The 25,054-nt window shown below is 66.5% G+C and carries 25 protein-coding genes and 2 tRNA genes; 7 read left to right on the plus strand and 20 right to left on the minus strand.

What is annotated here, in order from left to right; all coding sequences use genetic code 11:
- Positions 1-24: 24 nt before the first annotated feature.
- From G5A46_RS11280 to G5A46_RS11310, 7 genes are all read right to left on the minus strand, one after another.
- A tRNA-Pro gene (locus G5A46_RS11280) sits at positions 25-101 on the minus strand.
- Positions 102-227: 126 nt separating this feature from the next.
- Positions 228-1,094: a MerR family transcriptional regulator gene (locus G5A46_RS11285; protein ID WP_163849484.1), complete on the minus strand. Its 867-nt coding sequence runs from the start codon at positions 1,092-1,094 to the stop codon at positions 228-230.
- Between the two features lie 15 nt (positions 1,095-1,109).
- On the minus strand, positions 1,110-1,412 hold the full coding sequence (gene ihfA / locus G5A46_RS11290; RefSeq protein ID WP_163849485.1) for an integration host factor subunit alpha: 303 nt from the start codon (positions 1,410-1,412) through the stop codon (positions 1,110-1,112).
- Positions 1,413-1,568: 156 nt separating this feature from the next.
- Positions 1,569-2,543 (minus strand): beta-ketoacyl-ACP synthase III, encoded by a 975-nt coding sequence (locus tag G5A46_RS11295; protein ID WP_163849486.1) that lies wholly within the window; start codon positions 2,541-2,543, stop codon positions 1,569-1,571.
- Positions 2,540-3,655, minus strand: coding sequence for a phosphate acyltransferase PlsX (plsX, locus tag G5A46_RS11300; protein ID WP_163849487.1), 1,116 nt, complete (start codon positions 3,653-3,655; stop codon positions 2,540-2,542). The genes G5A46_RS11295 and plsX overlap by 4 nt, the downstream gene beginning before the upstream one ends.
- Positions 3,656-3,679: 24 nt before the next feature.
- Positions 3,680-3,886, minus strand: a complete 207-nt coding sequence (rpmF, locus tag G5A46_RS11305) for a 50S ribosomal protein L32 (protein WP_163849488.1) — start codon at positions 3,884-3,886, stop codon at positions 3,680-3,682.
- 167 nt (positions 3,887-4,053) lie between these two features.
- The gene (locus tag G5A46_RS11310) at positions 4,054-4,608 is read right to left on the minus strand and encodes a YceD family protein (protein WP_204318732.1); all 555 of its coding nucleotides are present in this window, start codon (positions 4,606-4,608) and stop codon (positions 4,054-4,056) included.
- 78 nt (positions 4,609-4,686) lie between these two features.
- On the opposite strand from G5A46_RS11310, the gene G5A46_RS11315 reads away from it, so the two are divergent.
- The 3 genes from G5A46_RS11315 to G5A46_RS11325 all read left to right on the plus strand — a co-directional run bounded on the left by G5A46_RS11315 (position 4,687) and on the right by G5A46_RS11325 (position 8,016).
- Positions 4,687-5,145, plus strand: a complete 459-nt coding sequence (locus G5A46_RS11315) for an outer membrane protein assembly factor BamE (protein ID WP_163849489.1) — start codon at positions 4,687-4,689, stop codon at positions 5,143-5,145.
- 201 nt (positions 5,146-5,346) lie between these two features.
- Complete coding sequence (locus G5A46_RS11320; RefSeq protein WP_163849490.1) at positions 5,347-6,087, plus strand: GNAT family N-acetyltransferase; 741 nt, start codon at positions 5,347-5,349, stop codon at positions 6,085-6,087.
- A gap of 96 nt (positions 6,088-6,183) precedes the next feature.
- A complete protein-coding gene (locus G5A46_RS11325; protein WP_163849491.1) occupies positions 6,184-8,016 on the plus strand; it encodes an ABC-F family ATP-binding cassette domain-containing protein in 1,833 nt (610 codons plus the stop codon).
- A 105-nt stretch (positions 8,017-8,121) separates the two neighbouring features.
- Here the strand turns inward: G5A46_RS11325 and G5A46_RS11330 are convergent, their stop codons facing one another.
- The gene (locus G5A46_RS11330; protein WP_163849492.1) at positions 8,122-9,195 is read right to left on the minus strand and encodes an AbrB family transcriptional regulator; all 1,074 of its coding nucleotides are present in this window, start codon (positions 9,193-9,195) and stop codon (positions 8,122-8,124) included.
- Positions 9,196-9,360: 165 nt separating this feature from the next.
- Between G5A46_RS11330 and G5A46_RS11335 the strand changes: the two genes are divergently transcribed.
- Entirely contained in the window at positions 9,361-9,885 is a 525-nt protein-coding gene (locus tag G5A46_RS11335) for a cupin domain-containing protein (RefSeq protein WP_163849493.1), read from the plus strand.
- The gene (locus tag G5A46_RS11340) at positions 9,878-10,708 is read left to right on the plus strand and encodes an HTD2 family dehydratase (protein WP_163849494.1); all 831 of its coding nucleotides are present in this window, start codon (positions 9,878-9,880) and stop codon (positions 10,706-10,708) included. The genes G5A46_RS11335 and G5A46_RS11340 overlap by 8 nt, the downstream gene beginning before the upstream one ends.
- A 9-nt stretch (positions 10,709-10,717) precedes the next feature.
- Here G5A46_RS11340 and G5A46_RS11345 read toward each other — a convergent pair.
- A tRNA-Gly gene (locus tag G5A46_RS11345) sits at positions 10,718-10,791 on the minus strand.
- 58 nt (positions 10,792-10,849) lie between these two features.
- A complete protein-coding gene (locus tag G5A46_RS11350) occupies positions 10,850-12,892 on the minus strand; it encodes an ASKHA domain-containing protein (RefSeq protein WP_163849495.1) in 2,043 nt (680 codons plus the stop codon).
- A 244-nt stretch (positions 12,893-13,136) separates the two neighbouring features.
- On the opposite strand from G5A46_RS11350, the gene guaB reads away from it, so the two are divergent.
- The gene (gene guaB / locus G5A46_RS11355) at positions 13,137-14,585 is read left to right on the plus strand and encodes an IMP dehydrogenase (protein WP_163849496.1); all 1,449 of its coding nucleotides are present in this window, start codon (positions 13,137-13,139) and stop codon (positions 14,583-14,585) included.
- A gap of 143 nt (positions 14,586-14,728) precedes the next feature.
- Here the strand turns inward: guaB and G5A46_RS11360 are convergent, their stop codons facing one another.
- The 7 genes from G5A46_RS11360 to G5A46_RS11390 form a co-directional block, all read right to left on the minus strand.
- A complete protein-coding gene (locus G5A46_RS11360; protein ID WP_163849497.1) occupies positions 14,729-15,172 on the minus strand; it encodes a chemotaxis protein CheW in 444 nt (147 codons plus the stop codon).
- Positions 15,165-16,895 carry a chemotaxis protein CheA gene (locus tag G5A46_RS11365; protein ID WP_163849498.1) on the minus strand — a complete coding sequence of 577 codons (1,731 nt, stop codon included), beginning with the start codon at positions 16,893-16,895 and terminating at the stop codon, positions 15,165-15,167. Before G5A46_RS11365 ends, G5A46_RS11360 begins: the two co-directional genes overlap by 8 nt.
- Before the next feature lie 4 nt (positions 16,896-16,899).
- Entirely contained in the window at positions 16,900-17,331 is a 432-nt protein-coding gene (locus G5A46_RS11370) for a response regulator (RefSeq protein WP_163849499.1), read from the minus strand.
- Positions 17,332-17,485: 154 nt separating this feature from the next.
- On the minus strand, positions 17,486-18,430 hold the full coding sequence (locus G5A46_RS11375; RefSeq protein WP_163849500.1) for a glucokinase: 945 nt from the start codon (positions 18,428-18,430) through the stop codon (positions 17,486-17,488).
- An 88-nt stretch (positions 18,431-18,518) separates the two neighbouring features.
- Positions 18,519-19,487 (minus strand): methyltetrahydrofolate cobalamin methyltransferase, encoded by a 969-nt coding sequence (locus G5A46_RS11380; RefSeq protein WP_163849501.1) that lies wholly within the window; start codon positions 19,485-19,487, stop codon positions 18,519-18,521.
- Positions 19,488-19,652: 165 nt separating this feature from the next.
- Entirely contained in the window at positions 19,653-20,579 is a 927-nt protein-coding gene (locus tag G5A46_RS11385; RefSeq protein ID WP_163849502.1) for a methylenetetrahydrofolate reductase, read from the minus strand.
- A 26-nt stretch (positions 20,580-20,605) separates the two neighbouring features.
- Positions 20,606-20,902, minus strand: a complete 297-nt coding sequence (locus G5A46_RS11390) for a virulence factor (protein ID WP_163849503.1) — start codon at positions 20,900-20,902, stop codon at positions 20,606-20,608.
- 278 nt (positions 20,903-21,180) lie between these two features.
- Between G5A46_RS11390 and G5A46_RS11395 the strand changes: the two genes are divergently transcribed.
- Positions 21,181-21,387, plus strand: coding sequence for a hypothetical protein (locus G5A46_RS11395; protein WP_163849504.1), 207 nt, complete (start codon positions 21,181-21,183; stop codon positions 21,385-21,387).
- Here the strand turns inward: G5A46_RS11395 and G5A46_RS11400 are convergent.
- The 3 genes from G5A46_RS11400 to G5A46_RS11410 all read right to left on the minus strand — a co-directional run bounded on the left by G5A46_RS11400 (position 21,384) and on the right by G5A46_RS11410 (position 24,840).
- A complete protein-coding gene (locus G5A46_RS11400; protein ID WP_163849505.1) occupies positions 21,384-22,148 on the minus strand; it encodes an RlmE family RNA methyltransferase in 765 nt (254 codons plus the stop codon). The genes G5A46_RS11395 and G5A46_RS11400 overlap by 4 nt on opposite strands.
- A gap of 83 nt (positions 22,149-22,231) precedes the next feature.
- Entirely contained in the window at positions 22,232-23,344 is a 1,113-nt protein-coding gene (locus G5A46_RS11405; RefSeq protein ID WP_163849506.1) for a Ppx/GppA phosphatase family protein, read from the minus strand.
- Positions 23,345-23,640: 296 nt separating this feature from the next.
- Positions 23,641-24,840 carry a PRC-barrel domain-containing protein gene (locus tag G5A46_RS11410; RefSeq protein WP_239520774.1) on the minus strand — a complete coding sequence of 400 codons (1,200 nt, stop codon included), beginning with the start codon at positions 24,838-24,840 and terminating at the stop codon, positions 23,641-23,643.
- Positions 24,841-25,054 lie beyond the last annotated feature (214 nt).

Below are 25,054 nucleotides of genomic sequence, written 5' to 3' on the forward strand. Positions count from 1 at the left end.
TGATGTGTACCGTGCGGAATTCAATGGTCGGGCTAGCAGGACTCGAACCTGCGACCTTCCGTCCCCCAGACGGACGCGCTACCAGGCTGCGCTATAGCCCGACGGTCCGGCCTAAATACTCGATTTGCCTGCGGTGGCAAGGGGTAAATCCGGGTTCCAGGTAATTCTCCGGAAAGGTTTTTGGGCGACGCTGGGGCAATCGAAGATCTCCCGCGCGGGGTTGGCGATCAGCCGTGCAGTGCCACCAGACGGTCGGCCAGATCCTGCGCGCGCTGCTGCTGCTGCCGGGGCAGGGCGGTGGGGCGCAGAAGAAGCTGCGCCAACACAGTGGGCCCCGCCGCCGCCGGGCTGTCCTCCGGGCCCAGGGCTGCGGGTTGGGCCGGTTGGCGGGGGGCGTCTGCCTCCCGGGCGGACCTGTGCGGGGCCGTCACTGGCACGTCACGCGGCGAGATGGGCGTGGGCGGTGTGTCCTGGGGGGGCTCGGTCCGGGGCGTGTGGGTCGGGCCGCCGGCTGCCGGGGTCTCTTCCCAGTGCGTGGTCACGGAGTGCTGCGTCTCGGGGGCGCTGGTCGCCGGAGGCAAGGGCGCGGGCAGAGTTGGCGCCGGGGGAAATGTGCCGTTCGGTGCGGTGCCGCCCGGCGTCGCGGAGGAGGCGGGCGGCCCGTCTTCCGCCTCGGGTGCGGAGGGTGCCGGCGTGGCGGGCGCCTGGGGGGGAACCAACGTTTCCCGCTCCGCCGCAGGCTGGGCCGGGGGGAGGGGCGGGGATTGCACCGGGCGCAGTTCGACGATTTCCGCCTCGCGATATTCCGGCTGGGGCAGGTCCACGGGCTGCGACAGGCTGCTGACATGGGCAGCGCCCTTGTCACGCAGGATCTTCTGCACACCCTTGATGGTCAGCCCCTCGTCATGCAGCAGGCGTTTGATCCCGCCCAGCAGAACCATATCGGCGGGCCGGTAATAGCGCCGCCCTCCGGCCCGCTTGACCGGTTTTACCTGGCTGAACTTGCTTTCCCAGAACCGCAGCACGTGGGCCGGCGTATCCAGCCAGTCCGCCACTTCGCTGATGGTACGGAAAGCGTCGGCGCTTTTGGTCATCGCCGCGCGGTCTCCTTACTTGCGGTTGCCTGCGGCGACCCGGTCCTTCATCAGGTGCGAGGGCCGGAAGGTCAGAACGCGGCGCGGATTGATCGGAACCTCTTCGCCGGTCTTGGGATTGCGGCCGACGCGGGCGGCCTTGTCCCGAACGGAGAAAGTGCCGAAAGACGAAATCTTGACCTGTTCGCCACGCACGAGCGAATCCGACATGTGGTTCAATACCGCCTCGACCAATTGCGCCGAATCGTTGCGGGATAGGCCAACCTCACGGAATACGGCTTCGCTCAGATCCATCCGCGTGAGAGTTTTTTCGCTCATCCCTGGCCCCTTTTTGTCAGCTGTCCGGCACCACGGCCGATCTTGTGCAGGCCCGTCCACATTAGGCGGGTCCAATTTTCCGAGTCAATATAAGGGTTTCTTTCGGAAGTCTAATTTCCCCATGCCCCAGAAGGGAAGCAGGGGATTTCCGCCGTTCTACCAGCGCAGAACCACCGCGCCCCAGGCCAGGCCGCCGCCGATCGCCTCTGCCACCAGCAGGTCGCCCGGCTTGATCTGACCACGGGCCACGCCCACCGACAGGGCCAGCGGAATCGACGCGGCAGAGGTGTTGCCGTGATCCTGGACGGTGACGACGACCTTGTCCATTGGCAGGCCCATCTTCTTGGCAGTGCCCTGAATGATGCGGATATTGGCCTGATGGGGCACGATCCAATCGACCGCATCGGAGGTCAGGCCCGCCTTTCCCAACGCAGCGTCAGCGGTCGCGGCAAGCTTGCCAACCGCTTGGCGGAACAAGGGGTTTCCCTGCATCCGCAGCTTGCCCGTCGTGCCGGTGGAGGACACGCCGCCATCGACATATAGCATATCGCGGTAGCGGCCGTCGGAATTCAGGTCGCTGGCGAGGATGCCGCGATCCTCGGCCGACCCGCTGCCGGTGCGGGCCTCCAGCACCAGCGCGCCGGCGCCGTCGCCGAACAGCACGCAGGTGGACCGGTCGGTCCAGTCCATGATGCGGGAAAACGTCTCGGCCCCGATGACCAGCACCTTTTCGGCCTGGCCGGACAGGATCATGCCATTGGCATTGGCCAGCGCGAAGATGAAACCGGCGCAGACCGCCTGTACGTCATATCCAAAGCCACGGGTCATCCCCAGCCCCTCCTGCACCATCGTGGCGACAGAGGGGAAAGTCAGATCGGGCGTGGAGGTCGCGACAATCACCGCGTCAATGTCATCAACACCCAATTCGGCCATTTCCAGCGCGCGATGCGCGGCGTGGACGGCCATTTGCGAGGTGGTCTCCCCCTCGGCGGCGAAATGGCGCCGCTCGATGCCCGAGCGGGTGCGAATCCATTCGTCCGTAGTGTCCAGCGTCTTTTCGAATTCGGAATTGGGGACAATCCGTTCGGGCAGATAATGCCCGATTCCGGTCGCTACTGCGCGCAAGTTCATGTATTCCCTGCCTCCCGTTCGGCGGCATCCTGTGCGACGGTTGCGGCAGATGCAACCCGCGCGGCGATTTTCTCGTCAAAGCCGGAGAGAGCCAGCCGGTAGGCCAGCTTGACCGCGGCTGACACGCCGGTGGCATCTGCCGAACCGTGAGATTTCACCACTGTTCCGTTCAGCCCCAGGAACACGCCGCCATTGACGCGCCGGGGGTCGATCCTCTTGCGCAGGCGCCGCAGCGAGGTCAGCGCCAGCAGAGCGGCAAAGCGGGAGAGGGGGGAGTATTTGAACGCTTCCTTCAGAAGCTCTCCCACCAGCCCGGCGGTGCCCTCACCCGTTTTCAGCGCGACATTGCCGGTAAAACCGTCGGTGACGATGACGTCGCAGGTGTCATCGACGATGTCGCGCCCTTCGACGAAGCCGACGAAATCGAAATTCGCGCCATCGGCGGCCTGTTCGATCATGTCATGGGCGTCGCGCAATTCGGGGCGGCCCTTGTGTTCTTCGGTCCCGACGTTCAGCAGGCCGACGCGCGGACGGTCCAGCCCCAGCCCGTTGCGGGCATAGGAGGCGCCCATCAGCGCATATTGCAGCAGGTCTTCCTGATCGGCACGGATATCGGCGCCGGCATCGAGCAGCACGTTGAACCCCTGCGGGTTGCGCGACGGCCACAGGACCGAGATCGCGGGCCGGTTGACGCCGGGCATCTTGCGCAGCCGGATCATGGACAGCGCCATCAGCGCGCCGGTATTGCCGCAGGAGACACAGGCGCTGGCCTCCCCGTTGCGAACCGATTCCAGCGCCGACCACATGGAGGTCTGCTTGCCATGCCGCATGACATGGCTGGGCTTGTCCTCCATCGTCACCACATCGGCGGCATCGCGGATTTCGCAACGCTCGGCCAGGCCGCGGCGGCGACCGACCAGCTTTTCCAGTTCGGCCCGGGGGCCGTGCAGGATAAAGCCGAGATCGGCATTCTTCCGGGCAGAGCGCGCAATGCCGGCGACAACCGTCGCCGGCCCGCGATCGCCACCCATGGCATCGATGGATAGAATGATCTTGCGTCCGTCAGAGACGGGGGCGGTGGCCTGCGGGCTGGAACTGCTGTTCGCGGTCATGACCGAGACGACCCCGCCCGAAACTTACGCCGCGTCTTCGTCCAGGTCGACCTCGTCGGCCATGGCAATGACTTCGCGATCCGCATAATGGCCGCAGGACGGGCACACGTGATGCGGGCGCTTCAGCTCGCCGCAGGACGGGCATTCGTTGGGGTTGGCAGCGCTCAGCGAGTCGTGCGCACGGCGATTGTTGCGGCGCGACTTGGAGACTTTGTTCTGTTGGACAGCCATGTCACAACCTATTCTTAACTTGTGGGGCGCAGGGCCCGGTTTCCATTGAATGCACGGCTCTTAGGCGGACCCGGTGCCGTCATTCAACCCAAAATTCGGATGAGGGCGCGAAAATACTTCCAAAACCGCCAAGTGCAAGCGATTCCTTGGTCAGCGCCCCGTCCGACTCACTCCCCGCCCTTTTCAAGCTTTGCCTTCAGATCCGCAAGCCCCGCAAACGGTTTCACGTCCGCATCGGTCAATGGCCTGGTCCCCGGCTCGGCAAAGGCGGTCTGCGACAATGCCGCGTCGGGCTTGCGCGGATGCAGGGGCAGGGCGAGGGCCAGCGCCTCCTCCATCACGCGGGCGGGATCGATCGCGTCGCCCAAGGGCTCCAGCGTCTCGTCCTCCGGCATTTCCACGGCGCCTTCCTCGTCCAGCACCGCGTCCGGCATGTGCGGGGTGAACCGGCGTTCGACGTCTTCCTCGATCCGGGTGGTCACCGGGTCCAGCGTGACGGCGCAGGGCTGCACCACGGTGGCCCCCAGATGGCCCGTCAGCCGCCAGTCGCTGCGTCCCTGGGCCCGGATCTCACCGTGAAAGCTGAGCTTGCGCAGGTCCAGCAGGTCCAGCCGTTCGGCCAGCGCGGCGAGGGCGGCGCCATCCGGGTCCAGTCGGAACCGCGTGGGTTTCTTTTGCGACAGGGCGGTGATCCGCAGGGCGGTCGTGGGTCGGGCTGTCATGGCATCCTTTCTTGAACGCCGGGCGTTCCTTCTGTAAGCGAGATAAAAGCCGGGACTGGCCAAGACAAGAGGGTGACGATGGGGCAATTGGGTATTCGAGGCGCGCGGGGCGCGCTGATCCTCCTGGTGGCGCTGACGCTGACCGCCTGCACGGCGCAGTACCGAAACCACGGGTACCTGCCGCCCGAGGATGACGTTCAGACCGTGGAACTGGGCGAAGATCGCGACTCGGTTCTGGAAAAACTGGGTACCCCGGCGACGTCGGGCGTGTTGGAAGACAGCAGCCTGTACTACGTGCGCAGCCGGGTGAAACGCTATGCCTTCTTCCGCCCGGAAGTGGTGGAACGCGAAGTCGTCGCCGTCAGCTTTACCCCGGCGGGGCAGGTCTCCAACGTCGAGCGGTTCGGACTGGAAGACGGCAAGGTCGTGCCGATCGCCCGCCGCGTGACCTCCTCCTCGACCGCGAACAAGGGCTTCCTGCGCCAGCTGCTGGGCAACCTGGGCCGCTTCTCCGCCGAGAACGTACTGGGCGGCTGATCCATTCGGCGCCCGGCCCGAGCGTCGGGCGCCGCATATAACCGGCTGAAATCACTTGTCCAATGCGGGCGGAACGGGGGGCTTCCACATCCCCGGTCGGGCTGGCCCGCGCGTTTCCCCACTGGATTGCGTCATCAACGCGTCATATCTTCGATCTAAGGGCGTATCTCAAACGCCCTGGCAAGGTCGTGGAGGCCGCGCATGTTGAACCTGAAGAAAGGGCGTTACGTCGCCCGCCTGGCCGAGGGGCCCGAAGATATCCGCGCCGCGCAGGACCTGCGCACTCTGGCCTTTCTGGGTCATGCCGGCGGAGATCGGCGGGATGCCGACGAATTCGATGCGATTTGTGCGCATATCCTGGTGGAGGACACGCGCGACGGCCGGCTGGTCTGCTGTTTCCGCATATTGCCGCTGACAGGGGGGCAGGAGATCGGGCGCAGCTATTCCGCCCGCTATTACGAATTGTCCAGCCTGGAGCAGTTCGAAGGCCCGATGGTGGAGATGGGCCGGTTCTGCATCCATCCGGACGTGAAAGACCCCGATATCCTGCGCGTGGCCTGGGGGGCGATGACCGCCTACGTGGACCGCAACGGGGTCGAATTGCTGTTCGGCTGTTCCTCGTTCAAGGGGATCGACGCGGATCAATACCTGGACGCCTTTGCCATGCTGAAGGAGCGGCACCTGGCGCCGAAACGCTGGCTGCCCCGGGTCAAGGCGCCGCGCGTCTTCCCTTTTGCCCGCAAGTTGCGGCGCAAACCGGATGCGAAACTGGCCATGCTGCGGATGCCGCCGCTGCTGCGCACTTACCTGATGATGGGCGGCTGGGTCAGCGATCACGCCGTGGTGGATGCGCAGATGAACACGCTGCATGTCTTTACCGGCTTGGAAATAAACGCGATTCCGCCAGCGCGCAAACGGCTGCTGCGGGCCACGACAGGCTGAATGGGACAGGCGCACGGCAGGGTCTGGGGCCTGTGGCGGCGGGCTGGCGCCGCCTGCTGTCTTGACGCTCGGCGCCGGGCCGATTAGCTGCCGCTGATGGCCCGTGTACCCCTTCTTCAGCTTTCCGACATCTCCCTGACCTTTGGCGGAGATCCCGTATTCGCAGACCTCTCCCTTGTGGTGCAGGAGGGCGACCGCGTCGCCCTTGTCGGCCGCAACGGATCCGGCAAATCCACCCTGATGAAGGTGATGGCCGGCCTGGTCGAACCGGATGCCGGCGCGCGGGTCATGGCCCCCGTCACATCCGTCGGCTACATGGAGCAGGAGCCGGACATGTCCGGTTTCGCCACCCTGGGCGATTTCGCCGCCTCCGGGCTGGAACCGGGTGAAAGCTACCGCGTGGATATGGTGGCCGAGGGGCTGAAACTGGACCCCGCCCGGCCCGTCGACACAGCGTCGGGCGGGGAACGCCGCCGCGCCGCGCTGGCCAAGCTGATGGCCGAGGCGCCGGAACTGATGCTGCTGGACGAGCCGACCAACCATCTGGATATCGAGGCGATCGCCTGGCTGGAGGCGGAGCTGGCCCGCACCCGCACCGCCTTCGTGCTGATTTCCCACGACCGCGCCTTTCTGCGCAACCTGACCCGCGCCACCCTGTGGATCGACCGGGGCCAGGTGCGACGCCAGGAACGGGGGTTCGACGGGTTCGAGGCCTGGCGCGACAAGATCTGGGACGAAGAAGACCAGGCCCGGCACAAGCTGGATCGCAAGATCATGGCCGAAGGTCGCTGGGCCGTCGAAGGCATCTCGGCCCGGCGCAAACGCAACCAGGGCCGCCTGCGTGCGCTACAGGACATGCGCCGCGACCGCGCCGCGCAGATCCGCCGCCAGGGCACAGCTGCCCTGCAACTGGACAGCGGCCCGCAATCGGGGCGCAAGGTGATCGAGGCGACCGGCCTGGCCAAGGCCTGGGGTGGGAAGTCCATCGTCTCGGGTTTTGATATCAAGGTGAATCGCGGCGACAGGGTTGCCTTTGTCGGGCCCAACGGCGTGGGAAAAACCACGCTGATCAAGATGTTGATGGGTGAAGTTGAACCAGATGCGGGACAGGTCCGGCTGGGCACCAACCTGGTGCCGGCGATCTTCGACCAGAACCGCGCCGCGCTGATGCCGGACGCCAGCCTGTGGGAGAACATGACCGGGGACAAGGACATGCGCGTCTCTGGTCAGGCCGATCAGGTGATGGTGCGGGGCACGCCGCGCCACGTGGTCAGCTATCTCAAGGATTTTCTGTTCGACGATCAGCAGGCGCGCGGCCCCGTCCGGGCGCTTTCCGGCGGGGAAAAGGCGCGCCTGCTGCTGGCCAAGCTGATGGCGCGGGAAAGCAACCTGTTGGTGCTGGACGAACCGACCAACGACCTGGATGTCGAGACGCTGGACCTGTTGCAGGAATTGCTGGACGATTACGATGGCACCGTGCTGCTGGTCAGCCACGACCGCGACTTCCTGGACCGCGTCGCCACCACCACCATCGCGATGGAGGGCAACGGCCGCGCCACCGTCTATGCCGGTGGCTGGTCCGACTACCGTGCCCAGCGGGCCGACGATGGCGAGGCGTCAGGCAAGGTCCGCACCGGCGGTGCCACCAGCGCGAAACCCGACAAGGGGGAGGCCAAACCGGCCCCCAAGGCGGCGAAATCCGGGCTCAGCTTTACGGAGAAACATCGGCTGGAGGCGCTGCCTGCTGTCCTTGAACGGCTGGAGGCAGAGATTGCCAAGCTGGAGGAATACCTGGCTCAGCCGGACCTTTACAGCCGGGAGCCGGTCAAGTTCACCAAGGGGACAGAGGCGCTGGCAGAGCGTCAGCAGGCCCTTGCTGCAGCCGAAGAAGAATGGCTGACGCTGGAAGACAAGGCCCAGGCGGAGTAGCCCGCATCCACCGGCCCAGGGCCGCGCCCCGGCAGGTTTGCACTGGCACGTGCGGGACGTCCGTCACTGCGATCCCTTGCGGCCGCGCCACCGGCGTGCGGCCCATCACGCCCGCGGTTGCCACCGGCGCGCGGCCCAGACCAGCATCACGACCGTCAGGATGATCCGGTACAGGTGATGGATCGTCACGAAGGCCGGGTTCGCGTTCAGGCTCAGCGCGACAAGTGCCATCTCCGTCACCCCGCCGGGGGCAAATGAAATCAGCAGCACGTCGAAATGCTCCCCCGCCAGGGGCGCGATTGCCAGCGCCAGGCCCCCCCCGATCAGCAACATCCCCGCTACGGACAACACTCCCAGGCCGACCGCGCGCAGCAACATCGCGAAATTGACTCCGGCGAAGCGCAGGCCAAGCGAGGCGCCGATAATCAGCTGCGCCATGGAGATCAGCCATTGCGGTATCTCCACCACCGCAAGGCCCGACAGGTTCGCCGCCCCACCCAGAAGCATCGGCCCCAGCAATTGCCCTGCCGGCAATCGCAGCACATGGCCCAGCCCCAGGCCGAGCAAGCCCAACAACGCCACCTCCGGCAGGTGGGTGATCCCGGCATCCGCCCTGGCCAGGCTGATCCCCGCGCCGGACCCGATCGGCGCCCCGTACCACAGCGACAACCCTACCGGCAGCAGGGTCAGCACGCAGATGATGCGCATGAATTGCTGCACGGTCAGCAACCGCGCATCGGCGCCTGCGGCTTCGCCCATGACCATGGCCTCGATCAGGCCCCCGGGGGCGGCGGCAAAAAAGGCGGTGACCCGGTCATATTTCCCGATTCGGGTAAAGATCTGGTAATTCATTACCTGTACCAACGGCACAAACAGCGTGAGCGCCGCGAAGGAAAACGCCGCCTGGGGCAGGGCGGCCAGCACCTCCCAGGTGACGCGCGCACCGATGGTGACACCGATCACCGCGATCGCCGCCGCGCGCCACGCATCGGGGTAACGGAACCCGGTCGGCAGAAGGTCCGCGCGCAGGATCGCCAGCAGGCTGGTGGCCACCAATGGCCCCAGCACGAAGGGCAGGGGCAATCCCAGCATCCGGGCCAGCAGCCCGCCCGCCAGTCCCAGCCCGGTCACCGCCAGGCCGGTCAGAACCTGTGTGCGGGACATGAGGCGGGGCAACATGGGCAAGGGGCGCTCCTATCTCCGGGGGGGCGATGCGCGGCCCCATCATCTGGTATGCCGCGGCATGCAGGGGGTCAAGCCACGGCGCCCCTTGCTCTCCACCGGCCGGAGGACCAATCTGCTGCCCAACCGGGCCGGTCTGGCCCGCAAGGGAGGGTACAGCAGATGTTGCAACAGGTCAGGCGGATCGTGACCACCAATGGCGCGGATGGGCAGTCTCGCATTCTCAGCGATGCCGCGACGCCGCATATGGTCGAATCAGCGCCGGATCGGGGGTTGATCGACCTTTGGGCCATGGCCGGACAACCCGACCGGCAGACCACCGACGGCGCCGATCGCCCTATCGTCCTGTCGCCAGCTCTGGGCGGCAACGTCTTCCGGTTCTTCCAGCTTCCGCCTGCCGCCACTGCAACGGCGGGCGACGGGGCGGCGGCTTTTGCGGCGATGGGCGACCCTTCCGTGCATGTGGCCGGCGCGCGTCATCCCAACATGCACCGCACGCAATCCATCGACTACATTGTCTGCCTGCAAGGGCGCGTGAAACTGATCCTGGATGCGGAGGAAACGATTCTCGGACCCTTCGACGTCGTCATCCAGAGGGAGACCAGCCATGCCTGGGAAAACATCGGTGACGAGACGGCGCTGATGCTGGCCGTATTGGTCGATACGACGGAGGGCAAAGATGCGTGACGTTATTGATATCGACCATCTGCGCCAGTGGATCGGGAGGGAGGAAACGGCCAGGGACTGGCTGACACCGGGTTTGGCGGACCGGTTCCGCGCGGTGACCGACCTGCCGGCCCCCCTGCCGGGGGAGGCGCCGCCGCAGATGATCCACCTGTGCCTGTCTCCACCGGCCGTGCCCAATGCGGAGCTGGGCCCCGACGGGCACCCGGCGCGCGGCGGTTTCCTGCCGCCGGTGGCCCTGCCGAACCGGATGTGGGCGGGCGGGGAGATGCTGTTTCACCGCGATCTGACCCTTGGCGCCGAGGTCACGCGCCACTCGGTGATCGAGGACGTGGTGCTGAAGGACGGTCGAACCGGGCCGCTGTGTTTTGTCACCCTGCGGCACCGGATTTCCGATGCGCAGGGGCTGGCGGTGGAGGAACGACAGGACATCGTTTACCGCGGCTCCTCCGCCGGTTCACCGAACCCGCCGCCCGCCCCGCAGGGCGCCGAACGGCACCATGTCCGGGGCGATGCGGTGGTCCTCTTCCGCTATTCCGCGCTGACCTTCAACGGCCACCGCATCCATTACGACCGGTCCTATGTCACTGAGGTGGAAGGTTATCCCGGCCTGATCGTGCATGGTCCTCTACAGGCGACATGGCTGTGCCACATGGCGGCCCGCCTTCAGGGGCGCCGCCCCCGGCGGTTCCGGTTCCGGTCGACCGCGCCGCTGTTCGATGTGACGCCGGTTCATCTTCATGCGGACCGCACGGACCAGGGGTGGACGCTTTGGACCGCGTCGGACAACGGTCCCATCGGCATGAAGGCAGAGGCGGAGTTCTGAGGAAAATTCTGGAGCGGGTAGCGGGAATCGAACCCGCGCGTTCAGCTTGGGAAGCTGACAGGCTACCATTACATCATACCCGCTCAGGGTGGCGTGAGAGCTATGCCAAGCACGACCAGCGGTCAAGAGGCAAACGGCGCGTCATCCCCGCTTGCGCCGTCGCCGCCCTCCGCCGGCCCCGCCCTCGGTGTTGAACCCGACCTGCGGCAGGGTCACCGCCCTGGCAAGGTGCGGAAAGGGCGCGGTGGCATGCGGGATGGCGTTCGCGGCGACGAAATGCTCCTGGAAACGGGGGGCGATGGCGGTCTCCACCTTGGTGATCCGGCGCACGTTCCGTTCGATCAGGGCGCGCGCGCTGCGGTTGCACAGGGCCAGTCGCGCACCCGTTCCGGCGGCATTCCCGGCGGAGGTCACGCGATCCACCGGCGCATCGGGGATCATGCCCAGCACCATGGCATGCAGCGGAGAGATATGCGCCCCGAAGGCCCCGGCCAGGACAACCCGGTCCACATGCTCGACCTCCATTTCGTCCATCAACAGGCGCGCACCGGCGTAAAGCGCTGACTTCGCAAGCTGAATTGCGCGGATATCGCCCTGCGTGACGGTGATCAGCGGCCCGCCGTCTTCGCGGCCGTCGTGCAGAAGGTAGGCATGGGTGCGGCCCTCGGGAAGACTGCGATCGCTGCCGGTCTGCGTGGCAGAGCCGATCAGCCCCGACGGATCCAGCAGTCCGGCCATGCGCATTTCTGCCACCGCCTCGATAATCCCGGAACCGCAGATCCCGGTGATTCCGCTGGCGGCGGATACCTCGGCGAATCCCTCTTCGTCAGACCACAAATCGCATCCGATGATGCGAAAGCGCGGGATCTTGGTGACCGGGTCGATCCGCACCCGTTCGATGGCTCCGGGCGCCGCCCGCTGCCCCGAAGAGATCTGCGCCCCCTCGAACGCCGGCCCGGTGGGGGAGGAACAGGCCAGCACGCGGTCGCGATTGCCCAACAGGATCTCCGCGTTGGTGCCGACGTCGATGATCAGCACCAGGTCGTCAGATTGCTCCGGCGCCTCGGACAGGGCCACGGCGGCGGCATCCGCGCCCACGTGGCCGGCGATGCAGGGCAGGATATAGACCCGGGCGCGCGGGTTGATCCGGGTCAGCTCCAGATCGGCGACCGACAGGCACAGCGCCTCGGAAGTGGCCAGCGCAAAGGGCGCCTGGCCCAGCTCCGTCGGGTCGATACCCAGCAACAGGTGGTGCATCACCGGGTTGCAGACGATGGTGGCCTCGACGATCAGGGCAGGATCTATCCCGGCCTCCTGCGACAGAGAATTTGCGAGGTCCGACAGGGCCTTGCGCACGACGTCACGCATTTCCACCTCGCCGCCGGGGTTCATCATGACGTAGGAGACGCGGCTCATCAGGTCTTCGCCGAAGCGGATCTGCGGGTTCATCAGGCCAGAGGCGGCGCGCACCTCGCCGGTCTCCAGGTCCGTGAGATGGGCCGCGATGGTGGTGGAGCCGAGGTCGATGGCCAGGCCATACAGACCGGTTTCGTGCAGCCCGGGCCAGACCTCGGTGATGCGCGGCGCGGCACCGGTGTGATCGTGGTGGACGGCAACGGTGACCTGCCACGCACCGCGCCGCAGAACACCCTGAAGCCGGGCCAGCAGCGACAGGTCCGCCGTGGCCCCGGAGATCTGCCATTGATCAGCCAAGGCCTTGGCCAGGCGTTGAAAATCACCCGAAGGTTCGTGCATGTCCGGCTCGGCCACATCCACCAGGTAGAGACGCGTGGCAGGATCCATGGCGATGGCGCGGGCATCCGCATTCTTGCGGATCACCTGCTTGTGAACCTGGCTTTCGGGCGGCACGTCGATGACGATATCACCCTCGATCCGGGCCTGACAGCCCAGCCGGCGCCCTTTGGCCAGCCCGCGCTTGTCATCGTAGCGCTGCTCCACCGCGTTCCAGTCGCTGAGCGCGCCGGGGCGGGCCGTCACCCCATGTTTGGAAAATTCACCGAAACTTGGCGTGATCTGACATTTGGAACAGATCCCCCGCCCGCCGCAGACGGAATCGAGGTCGACGCCCAGCCGCCGCGCCGCGTCCAGCACCGGGGTGCCGCGCGCGACCCGCCCGCGTTTGCCCGAAGGGGTGAAGATGACGATGGGGTCCTGTTCGCTCATGTCGTGGCCTCTGATGATTGGCGCCAACCTATGTCGGGCCGGGGCAGAGCGAAAGGGCCGCCTGCGACGCGATGGCACCGGGCAGCGGCATGGTGGCCGCGCGCCGGGCTGATCGGCTGCAGGTGGGGGCAGACGGGGGCCCGGTCGGCGGGTGGCGCGGCTGGAACGGGCTTTTCCCCTTTCCCCCCGGCGGGGATCGTGAAATAGGGAGGCGCCAATACGAACATCCCGCAGGAGACCCCCGATGGAGATTCGTGAGGCGCTGACCTTCGATGACGTTCTGCTTGTTCCCGCCGCCTCGTCGGTGCTGCCCTCCACGGCAGACACGCGAACGCGCGTGACGCAGGGCATTTCCCTGAACATTCCGCTGCTGAGCTCGGCCATGGACACGGTGACCGAATCCGCCATGGCGATCTGCCTGGCCCAGGCCGGTGGCATGGGGGTCGTGCACCGAAACCTGGATGTGCTGACCCAGGCCGACGAGGTCCGCCGGGTGAAGCGGTTCGAGAGCGGGATCGTCTACAAGCCGATCACCCTGCGGCCCGACCAGACGCTGGCCGATGCCAATGCGCTGCGCGAACGCTACAAGATCAGCGGCTTCCCCGTGGTGGACGAGAACGGCCGCGTTCTGGGTATCGTGACCAACCGCGACATGCGCTTTGCCAACGACGAACGGACGCCGGTGCGGGCGATGATGACGGCGGACAACCTGGCCATCCTGCATGAGCCCGCAGACCGCGACGAGGCGATCAGCCTGATGAAGGCGCGCCGGATCGAGAAACTGCTGGTCACCGATGCTGCGGGCAAACTGACCGGTTTGCTGACCCTGAAGGACACCGAACAGGCCGTCCTGAACCCGACAGCCTGCAAGGATGATCTTGGCCGGCTGCGGGTCGCCGCGGCAACGACAGTCGGGGATGCCGGGTTCGAACGCTCTGAGGCCCTGGTGGATGCGGGCTGCGACCTGATCGTGATCGACACGGCGCACGGCCATTCCGAAGGGGTCGCCATGGCCGTGGAGCGCGTCAAGCGGTTGTCCAGCGACGTTCAGGTCATGGCCGGCAACGTCGCCACGGCAGAGGCGACCCGCGCGCTGATCGGTGCCGGCGCCGATGCGGTCAAGGTCGGGATCGGGCCGGGGTCGATCTGCACCACGCGGATGGTCGCCGGGGTCGGCGTGCCGCAATTGACCGCAGTCATGGATTGTGCCGGGGCGGCCGGCGATATTCCGGTGGTTGCGGATGGCGGGATCAAGTTTTCCGGCGATTTTGCCAAGGCGATCGCGGCAGGTGCCTCTGTGGCGATGGTCGGCTCCATGATCGCGGGAACGGACGAAAGCCCGGGCGAGGTCATTCTGTACCAGGGCCGGTCGTTCAAATCCTATCGCGGCATGGGCTCCCTCGGCGCGATGGCCCGGGGGTCGGCGGACCGCTATTTCCAGAAGGACGCCGCCAGCGACAAGCTTGTCCCCGAGGGGATCGAGGGGCAGGTGCCGTACAAGGGACCGGCGGGCGCGGTGCTGCACCAACTTGTCGGCGGGCTGCGGGCCGCGATGGGTTACACAGGTTGCGCGACGGTCGATGAGATGCGGAAGAACTGCAATTTCGTGCGCATCACCGGCGCGGGGCTGAAGGAAAGCCATGTGCATGACGTGCAGATCACGCGGGAAAGCCCGAATTACCGGATTGGCTGAACATGCCATGATCCTGCGGAGCCCATGAGCGGGCAGGCTGCGCCGCCGCCTGGCGGTTCGTTGCCAAAGGCGGGAAAGCCTGCGCAAGGTGCGTGCCAGCCTTGCAACCGGCGCAGGCGCGGAGCCGGAGGGCGACGGCCGGATCATGGCGCGGCCTCCGTCTCGGCACTCAGGATCTGGAGCATGTTCAGATGTCTGAGGGACCGACCATCGACCAGCCTTCGTTCCACACATGTGGCGCATGCGGATTGATCCGGCGGCGGGTCGGATTCGGGCAGTAGCGTTGCGATCCCGGTGACTGCGCTGGCCAGCAGCCCGGTCCTGTGCCCCGATATCGCGACGACGATGATGACATTGCGGGGGCTTGCCTCTGCCTTCAGGTCAAGCCGGCGGGACAGATCAAGGACCGGCAGAACAGCGCCGCGCAGGTTGACCACACCGCAGATGAAGCGCGGAGCATGGGGCATCGGGGTGATGCGCGACATGCCGCGAATTTCCCGCACCAAGCCGATATCCAGAGAAAAATCCTGTCCGCTGATATGCAGGACCAGAACCTCCGGCCCCTGGGGAGGAGGCCTCTCATCCATGTGCGGCCTGCCCGTCCGTTGCAGGGGGGAACCCCGCGATCAGCTCGGCCGGGTCGAGGATCAGGGCGATCTGACCGTCGCCCAGGATGGTCGCGGCGGCGATGCCGCGGGCGCGGGTCAGGCCGGGGGAGAGGGGTTTGACCACGACCTGGCGCTGTTCTTCCACCCCGTCGAGGGTGAGGCCGGCGCGGCTGCCGTCCTCCTGCGTGACGATGAGGATGATGCCACGGGGCGCGGGCGGGCCGGTCCCGCGAAAGCCGAGATGCTGGCCGAGATCGAAAATCGGTATGAAATCAGACCCTTTGCGCAGGATTTGGCGGTCGGGGGGGACGTGCTGGATATCGGCGGGAGAGGGGGCGAGAACCTCCACCACCTGCGAGAGCGGCACCACCATCGTTTCCCCCGCCACCCGCAGGACCAGCCCGTCGATCACCGCAAGGGTCAGCGGCAGGGAAAGGGTGAACCTGGTGCCCGCACCGGGCGTGGAGGTGACGGAGATCCGGCCGCTCAACCCCCTCACGGCGTTGCGCACCACGTCCATGCCGACGCCCCGACCTGAGAGAGTGGTGGGGCTGGCGGCGGTGGTCAGGCCGGGATGGAAGAGCAGGGCATCCATATCCGCCTCGGGCGGGATGTCGTCGTCCTGGGCCAGCCCCTGTGCCGCCGCGTTGCGCCTCAGCCGCGCCCGGTCGATGCCCGCGCCGTCATCCGCGACCTCGATCAGCAGGCGCCCGGCGTGCTGGCTGGCGGCAAGGGTGACGGTGCCCACAGCGGGTTTTCCGGCGGCGCGGCGCTGTGCCTCTGGTTCGATACCGTGGTCAATGGCGTTGCGAATCATGTGGGTCAGCGGAGTGGCGAGGCGTTCAATCACGGTGCGATCAACCTCTGTCTCGGTGCCTTGGGTGAGAAAACGCACGGGTTTTCCCAAGGTTGCGGCATTCTCCCGGGCGCTGTGGGCCATGCGGCGGAAAAGGGAGTGCACAGGCTGTGCCCGGATCGTCATGACGCTGTCCTGAAGTTCGCGGGTCAGGCGCTGGAATTCGTCCACCGCCTGCACCGCCTCCGAATAGGGGCGGAGGCCGATCCGGTCCAGGCTGCGGGCCAACATGGCCTGATTGATCACCAGCTCGCCCACCAGGTTGGCCAGACGTTCAATGCGGTCCTGGCTGACGCGGACCAACGGCGGGTCCGCTGTGGCGGGCGGATCGGCCACGGCCAGGCAAGGGGGGGCGGGCAGCGGAGCTTCGCCAGGTGGCGGGTTTGGCGCGACCGCATCGGGGAGCGGAGAATTGGCACTGCGCAGGAACACGCCCGCCGCAGGGCCGGGGGGCAGCAATGCCGACAGGCGCGATTGCATGGTCTGGCAGGCGGGCTGGGGCGCGGGCGTGCCGGACCGGCATGCGGCGATCAGGTCTGTCAGGGTGTCGCTGGCGGCACGAAACAGCGCCCGCGTCGGGGCATCGGGCACAAGGGCGCCAGCGCGGGTCGCGGCCAGCACGGATTCGAAATGATCGGCGTAATCCACCAGCGCGGTCAGGCCGAAGGCCCCGGCGCCGCCCTTGATCGAATGGACCGCGCGGAACAGGGTGTTGATCGTCTCCGCCTCGGGGGGGGCTTCATGCTCCAGCAGGTCAAGGCCGGTGTGCAGCGCCTCCACCAGCTCCTCACATTCAGCGAAGAAAGTGGCGCGGATGGCGATCATCGGGTCCGGCTGGCCGGTCATCGCGCTACCCCGCCACCATGCGCAGCGCCTTGATCAACTTGCGCGGTTGAAAGGGTTTGACGATCCAGCCTGTCGCCCCGGCCAGCCGGGCGCGCCGGCGCAGATCCTGAGCGCTTTCGCTGGTCAGGACCAGAATCGGCAGCCGTTCGAAGCCGGGCCGCGCCCGGACGGCGGTGATGAATTCGAACCCATCCATATTTGGCATGTTGATATCGGTGATGATCGCGTCAGGCCGGGCCTGATCCAGCATGGACATTCCGTGCTGGCCGTCCTCTGCCAGGTGCACGTCGAACCCGGCGGTGGCCAGGGTGATATGGATCATCTCCAGTATGGTGCGGCTGTCATCGACGGCCAGAATCGACAGGCGCGCCAGCCCGCCTGAATTTCGCGTATGCGGCGGAGGATGCGGGCGCGTCGGGGGCGCGGGGCTATCCATCGTGCCAACGTGACCTGATCGGGTTCATTCGGGGCTCCCTCAAGAAAACCAGCCTGTGCGTGGTTCTAGAGCCGCGAATGTTAAGACCGCGTTACGTTGAACAAAGGAAATTCCCGATTTGTCACCTGACCGCGTTCGACCGCGGGCGCGTCCGTCAGCCGATCGCCGCCACGCGGGCCGCCAGAGCATTGGCCGCGCCGCGCAGCGGGGACAGGTCGTCGCGCATCGCGCGGACCGGAATTCGGCGCAGCATCGGGGCGTAGGCGCCGGTGGCGGCGAAGGCCTCTCCGAAGGCGTCGGCATCGAAGGCGCGCAACGCGGCTGCCACGGCGGAGCCATGAAAATAGAGCCCGCCGGTGGCCATATGGACCAGCACCAGATCGCGGCAATAGCGGCCCATCAGGCGCCAGTAGAGGGTCATGGCAGCGCGGGCGTCGGCCTCTCCTGCGGCGGCGGCTGCGGTGATGTCCTCGGGCGGGCGAGGGGTGCCGGTCAGGCTGCGCCAGGCGGCGGACATGCCCCGGCCGGACAGCGCGATATCGGCGAAGGCATGGCCGTGATCTTCCACCAGACAGGCGCGCCAATCCTCCATCCCGGCGAAATCAGGGCCGAGAAAACCGCTTTCCGAAGGGGGCACCAGCGCGCCGTGCGGTCCGGGGTGATTGACAGCCGCATTCACCCCGGTGCCGGCGTTCACGACCAGGCGGGGCGCGCCGGCGACCGGTTCTCCGGGCAGGATCACGTCCAGCGGGCCGGGTGTGTCCAGAACATGACCTATGGCCTGCAAGTCATTGAGGAACATGACATCCGCGCCGGGGATCCGGGCTTTGACCTGGGCTTCCGTCAGGGACCAGGGGCGGTTGGTCATGCGGATCCAGGCGCCGTCCGGCCCGCAGCCCACTGGTCCGGCCACGGCCAGACAGATCGCCGCCGGGGCGGGCGACATCAGGCCGGTCGCCTCCAGCGCGGCGAGGATGCCGTCATGGCCATCGTTGCGCAGCACCACCGGATCGGAGCGCAGCCCGTCCAACCCGGCGCGGGCGGCGCGCAGGCGGGTTCCACCGATATCGGCGACAAGGTATTCAACCGGATCTGACATGGCGCGACGTTAGAAGGCACCGCCCGGCCCCGCAAGCGGGAACGTGCCGCCAGGGATCACGGCGGCACGTTTGCCGGGTTTGGCGCGATCAGGCCCGGCGCCGGCCGCCGCGGCGCCCACCACGGCCACCCGATGCGGTGGCTGCGGCGGCCTTTGCCGCCTCGGGGAAGGTCGCGCCTTCCTTCACCGCGTCGATCACGCGGGAAAATCCGATCCAGGCGCCGCCGTTGGGGTCGTGGTTCATCAGCAGGTTCGCGGCCTTGATCGCTTCCATCTCGACCTGGCGGGTGGGGTTCATGATGGCCGAGGTCATGCCGGCACCGATGGCCATCGGCAGGAAGGCCGCGTTGACGCCATGCCGATGCGGCAGACCAAAGGACACGTTGGAGGCGCCGCAGGTGGTGTTCACGCCCAGCTCTTCCCGCAGCTTGCGAACCAGGGCAAAGACCTGCTGCCCGGCGGTGGCCATGGCGCCCACGGGCATCACCAGCGGATCGACCACGATGTCATGCGCCGGGATGCCGAAATCGGCGGCGCGTTCCACGATCTTCTTGGCCACGGCAAACCGGACCTCGGGATCTTCGGAGATGCCGGTATCGTCGTTGGAGATGGCGACGACGGGGACGTTGTATTTCTTCACCAGCGGCAGGACGAGTTCCAGCCGGTCTTCCTCTCCGGTGACGGAATTCAGCAGCGGACGGCCCTGCGCCGCCTCCAGACCTGCTTCCAACGCGCCGGGGACCGAACTGTCGATGCACAGCGGGATGTCCACCAGTCCCTGCACCATTTCCACCATCTTGGTCATCAGGGGCGGTTCGGTTTCATTCGGGTTGGGGTTGGAATTGTAGACCACGCCCGCGTTGATATCGAGGATCATCGCCCCGCAAGCGACCTGTTCCAGCGCGTCTCGTTCGACGGTGGAGAAATCGCCGGCCTCCAGCTCTGCCGCCAGTTTCTTGCGGCCGGTGGGGTTGATACGTTCGCCGATCACGCAGAACGGCTCGTCAAAGCCGATGGTGACGGTCTTGGTCTTGGACTCGACGACAGTGCGGGTCATGGACATCCCTCGGGTTATGCGCCCCTGCGGGCGGTGTCTGATGGGGTGGGGCCGGCGATGCCGGGTTGCCTTGGGCGGAGGCATAGCCGGTCTGGCGCGGCCCTGCAAATGAGCCGGGGGCAAGGGGCGTGGGGCGGCGCCCCCGGATACGTCAGCCGGATCGGGTCAGCCGCTGGCGGCGGCGGCGGGCTGCGTCGCGGCGCCGCCATGCTCGATCGCGTAGCGCGCGGTGGCCGCGATGCCGCCTAAAGGGAACATGTGCAACTGTTCGAACAATTGCCCCGGACCCACGGCCCCGGCGGCGGCCAGATCGTCCAGAACCTCCGTCGGGTCATAGGGCAGCAGCAGCTTCGTCACGTCCATGGCGCGTTTTTGCAGCACTTTCAGCGACGGGCCGACGCCGCAGGCTATGGCGAACCGGATCAACGTCTGCAATTTCGCCGGGCCCGCGATGCCCAGGTGGATCGGCAGGTCGATCCCTTCGGCGCGCAACCGGGTCGCCCAATCCAGCACCGGCGCCGCGTCAAAGGCGAATTGCGTGGCAATCGCCATCTGCGCGTCGCTGCGATTGGCCATCGCCTGTTTCCAGTGCAGCGCCTCCATGACCAGGGCGTCGCCGCCGTCGGGGTCGATGTCACGGTTGCCTTCGGGGTGACCGGCGACATGCAGGCGGCGGAACCCGGCGCGGTCGAACAGCCCGGTTTCGATCATTTGCATGGAGGAATGGAAATCGCCCGCCGGTTCGGCAATCCCGCCGGCAAGCAGAAGCGCCTGATCCACGCCGGCCTCCCCCTGATAGCGGGCGATCCAATCGCCCAGCGTGGCGGCATTCGGGATCGACCGGGCGGGGAAATGGGGCATGACCTCGAAGCCCTGTTCCGCGATGCGGCGGGCTGTGGCGATCATGTCGTCGATGGGCGTGCCGTCGATATGGGCGATGTAGACACGGGTGCCACGGGGCAGGAGGGTGCGGAAATCCTCGACCTTGGCGGCGGTGCGGGGCATCACCTCGATCGAGTAGCCTGCCATTGTGGTGCCGGATCCGGCGGCAGGGGCGGTTGCATCGCGGCGCTTGAATTGCAGCAGGCCCATGGCTGCCTCCGGTGTTGGTGCGAGCGTCAGTCGCGCCCGTCGTTGGCGATCAGGGCTTTGAGGCGGTCCCGATCATATTCCGCGTCCAGCCGCGCGATTTCCCGCGCGGCGATCTCCTGTGCCTCACCCTCGACGGCAAAGGGCGTGCCCTTGCGCCATTCGGCGAGGTAGGCGTCGGTCTCCGTGTCGCCCGTCTTCATCGCGGCCCGGTCGATCGCCTGTTCAAAGCGTTCGGGCAGCACGGCCTTGGCCGCGCGCCGCCCCTTGCCGACGATCACCTGGGCGGGAATGTCGCGCCAGTAGACAATGGTGACGTCGGGCATGGGAAAGTCCTCTCGCTTGGGAATCGTGATACGCGGTTTGTACTGGGAGCAAAGGTCCGTTTTCGACACCTTTGCGCAGGGTGGCGACCTTTGCCCGCACCGGGGTGCTTCGGCAAGCCCCCCATATGGTGCTGCGGCGTCACGCCCTGCGTAATTTCGGGACATTGCCTGTCTTTGGCCGCGTTTGAGACACGCGGTGCGGCTAGACTGGGGCGATCCGGGGGGATTCGGTCTGCGCCAAAGCGCGGGCCGACACTGCAAGCAGAGCCGTTAGCGCCATGACACAGACATCCAAATCGCAGAAAGAGGCGATCGCCGAATTGCTGCAACGTCGCGAGAACGCCCAGCAACAGGCGATGGCGCGGGCGGAACTCCTGTCGCCGACTCCCGGCATCTGGGCCGATCCGGTGCAGGATTTCCTGTACCGCTCCCTTCGGACTGCACGCCGCCGGACAGAAGATCCGCGCGAGCCGCGTCCGGGTTAAAGCGGCTGCGCCTCGTTGTCGAAATCCTCGCCCGGCGCGTCCTCAGCCCCGCGAAAGCCGGTGGCCACCACGAATTTCTCCGAACTGTCCGAACGGGAGGCTGGCGGTTTCACATTCGCCACCTTGGTGAATTTCTGCTTCAGCAGCTTCTGCAATTCCCCCTCCGCGCCCCCTGCCAGAACCTTGGCGACAAATGTGCCGCCCTCGTCCAGCACGTCGAAGGCGAGGTAGGCGGCGGCCTCGCACAGGGAGATGATGCGCAGGTGGTCGGTCTGCTTGTGCCCCGAAGACGACGCGGCCATGTCCGACATCACCACATCCGCACGCCCGCCCAGCCAGGCCTTCACCTGGTCATCGGCGCCGTCGGCCATGAAATCCAACTGGTGCACCTCGGCGCCGGGGATCGGATCGACCTCCTGCAAATCGACGCCGATGATCCGGCCCTGCGCCTTGCCCTTCTTTTCGCCCAGCGAGTTGATGCGCGGCACGGCCACCTGAATCCAGCCGCCGGGCGCGCAGCCCAGATCGACCACCCGCGCGCCGGGCACGAGAAAGCGGAACTTGTCGTCCAGCTCCATGATCTTGAACGCGGCGCGACCCCGGAAACCTTCGGCCTTGGCGCGCATCACATAGGGATCGTTCAACTGCCGTTGCAGCCAGCGGGTGGAGGACAGCTTGCGCCCGCGGGCGGTCTTGACCTTGACGGTCAGATCGCGCTGTCCACGCCCGGAGGTATTCTTGCTACCCGGTTTCTTCGCCATGATCACACCTTCCGGTCCCGCTGTATCTCGGGGGCATACAGGCGGCGGGGCCGGTTGCAAAGCCCCGCACACCCCGCGACGGTTCAGAACGGCACGTCTTCCAGCACGCCATCCGCGCTCATCTGCGCATAAAGAAGCCCCTCCCGCAGGCCGCGATCCGCGACTGACAGCCGATCCGTCGGCCAGCAGCGCAGCAGGGCTTGCAGGATCGCGGCACCCGACATGATCAGCGCCTGCCGGTCCTGTCCGATGCGCGGATCACGCCGCCGTCCCACCGGCCCCATCGTCAGGTAGGAGCGGATCACCCGGTCGATCTGGTCCGAGGTCATGCGCAACCCGTCAACCTTGGTCCGGTCATAGCGTTTCAACCCCAGATGCGAGGCCGCGACCGTGGTGACCGTGCCGGAGGTGCCGACGATCTGGAATCCGTCGCGGGCCTGTTCGTCCTTGTAGGGCGCGAATTCCTCAAGGCTTTCCTCGAAAAACCACGACATCAGCGCGAACCGGGCGCTGTCGTCCTCGACGTCGCGGAACTGGTCGCGCAGGGTGGCCACACCCAGCGGGACGGAGATCCAGTCGACGACCTTGGCGGCGGGAAAGGGGCTTTCGGTCGGGTGGAACCCGGCGTGCAGCCGCATGATCGCCTTGGGCCGGTCACGCTTGGGCACAGAGGAGATGTCGATCCACACCAATTCGGTGGAGCCGCCGCCGATATCGACCACCAGCAATTGCTCCGTCTTGGTGGAGACAAGCGGCGCGCAGGAAATCACGGCCAGCCGGGCTTCTTCTTCCGGTTGAATGATCTCCAGCTTCAGAGCGGTTTCCCGCTCCACCTCCCGGATGAAGGCATCGGCATTGGTCGCGCGGCGGCAGGCCTCCGTCGCGACCAGGCGCATGCGTTTGACGTTGTGGCGGCGCAGCTTCTGCTGACAGATGCGCAAGGCCTGAACGGTGCGCGTCATCGACGCCCGGCTTAACCGGCCGGAACGTTCCAGACCCGCGCCCAGTTGCACGGATTTGGAGAAGCTGTCGACCACATGAAACTGACTGCCCTTTGGCTGGGCAATCAACATGCGGCAGGAATTGGTGCCCAGGTCCAGCGCAGCATAAAGCTCCGATGGATCGGGCAGTTTCGGCGCGGGGGTTGCCACCGGTTTCGGGAACGCGCCCGCACCCTTGGGACGCCTGGGCGCCATGGTTGCGCCCTCCATTTCGAGTTGAGTTCAGGGTAGCCGCTTGCCACCGGATAGGCAAGCATGCGGCGGGTGCCGCGCGACGGTTGGCGAGAAGTGGCAGGGCCTGGCGGCGCGCGCGGGGGGGCCTTGAAATCATGGGCCGGCGACAGGGCAGCACCGGGGCCCGCCTCCGGGTTCGGCAATGCACAACTGCGCGGCATCTTTGCGCGAGACCGCACGGAAAAGGGCCCGCGCCAGGCGCGGGCCCCCAATCAGGTCATGCAGTCCAAAGTCCTGCATATCAAAAGCGTGGCCGATTACTCGGCGGGCTCGTATTCGGGCATGGACTTCAGTTCGTCCTCGGCCATGGCGAGGTAGACGACCACTTCGTCACCACCGTCCTGGCGCAGGATGTCCAGATCGTCCAGGGCCAGGGCCACCGGCTTCTCGCCAATGCCCAGGAAACCACCCACGTCGATCACGGCGTCCTGGATCTGGCCGTCGCTGGTCAGCACCAGTTCGGAGATTTCGCCGATCCATTCGTCGTTGCTGTCATAGACGCGCGCGCCTTCCAGGTCTTCGGCGGTCAGTTGTTCCATCTCGGCGGCGGCAAAGCCGTCACGGCTCATCGTTTCGGTATCGGCCGGCTCCTCGGTCGCGGTGGTCGCGGCCATGTCGGTGTCGGTGGCTTGCGTTTCACCGTCCTCGACCTGTGCGTCGGCCATGGCGTCGCCTTCACCGTCGGCATCGGTCGTGGCCGTCGCCTCGGCATTGGCTTCGATCTGCGCGTCCTCGGCCGGGGCCTCGGTCGTGGATTCAGCCATCTCGTCCAGCTCTGCCTCGGTATCGGTGGCATTGGTTTCGGCGGCGATCTCGTCACCGGCCTCTTCCAGTTCCTCACCAGCGGCGGCGGCCGTGTCTTCCATGGCCTGGCCTGCGGCCTCGGCGCCATCCTCGGCGGCATTGCCCAGGTTTTCGGCGGTGCGCTCGACGTCGTCGGCAGCCTCGTCCATGGCGGCACCGGTGGCGGCGGCGGTGTCGCGCGCCTCGGTCTCCATGGTGTCGCCGGCATTGGCTGCGCGCTCATCCATGTTGAATTCCGGTGCGTTCTCCAGCTGATCGGCAGACGCGTTCACGACCAGGAAGAAATCGTTGTCGTCATCGCCGGTAGAGGCATCGGACTTGAACTCGATCTCCGACAGGGTGATGCCGACCTGGCGCTCACCGATGCCCAGGAAGCCACCGATATCGACCAGCACGGTCTGCACGTTGCCGTCGCGGTCCATGATCACGTCGTTGATCTCGCCGATGTCTTCCCAATCCTGGGAGGCACCGTCGACCTCGGCCGCGTCATTGGCCTGCTCGGCGGCGTAGACGCGCATGCCGATGAAGTCCGAAGCCCGGACCATCTGCTGTTCGGCCTGGCCGACAAACGGGGTCTGGGTGTCCTGAGCGATGGCGGGGGCGCCGGCGATGCTGGCGGTGACCAATGCGGTTGTAAGAAGCAGCTTTTTCATGACTGAAGCTCCGATCCTTTCCGTTGTGCGGTCGCGAAGACCGCGCGGTGTATTCTGCGGCGGCAAGGCGCCGCTTGTATGAGGGAGCAACAGGCGAAAGGCGGCTGAGGTTCCGGCTCCGCTCACAGGAATTTTTCGGCGAGAGGCGGGAACTTTCGACCCGGTGTTCGCGTTCGCGCGGACGCTGTGATCCCGGGGCAATCCTGGCGTCCGA

The sequence above is a fragment of the Pseudooceanicola aestuarii genome (assembly GCF_010614805.1).
Classification (GTDB): Bacteria; Pseudomonadota; Alphaproteobacteria; order Rhodobacterales; family Rhodobacteraceae; genus Pseudooceanicola; species Pseudooceanicola aestuarii.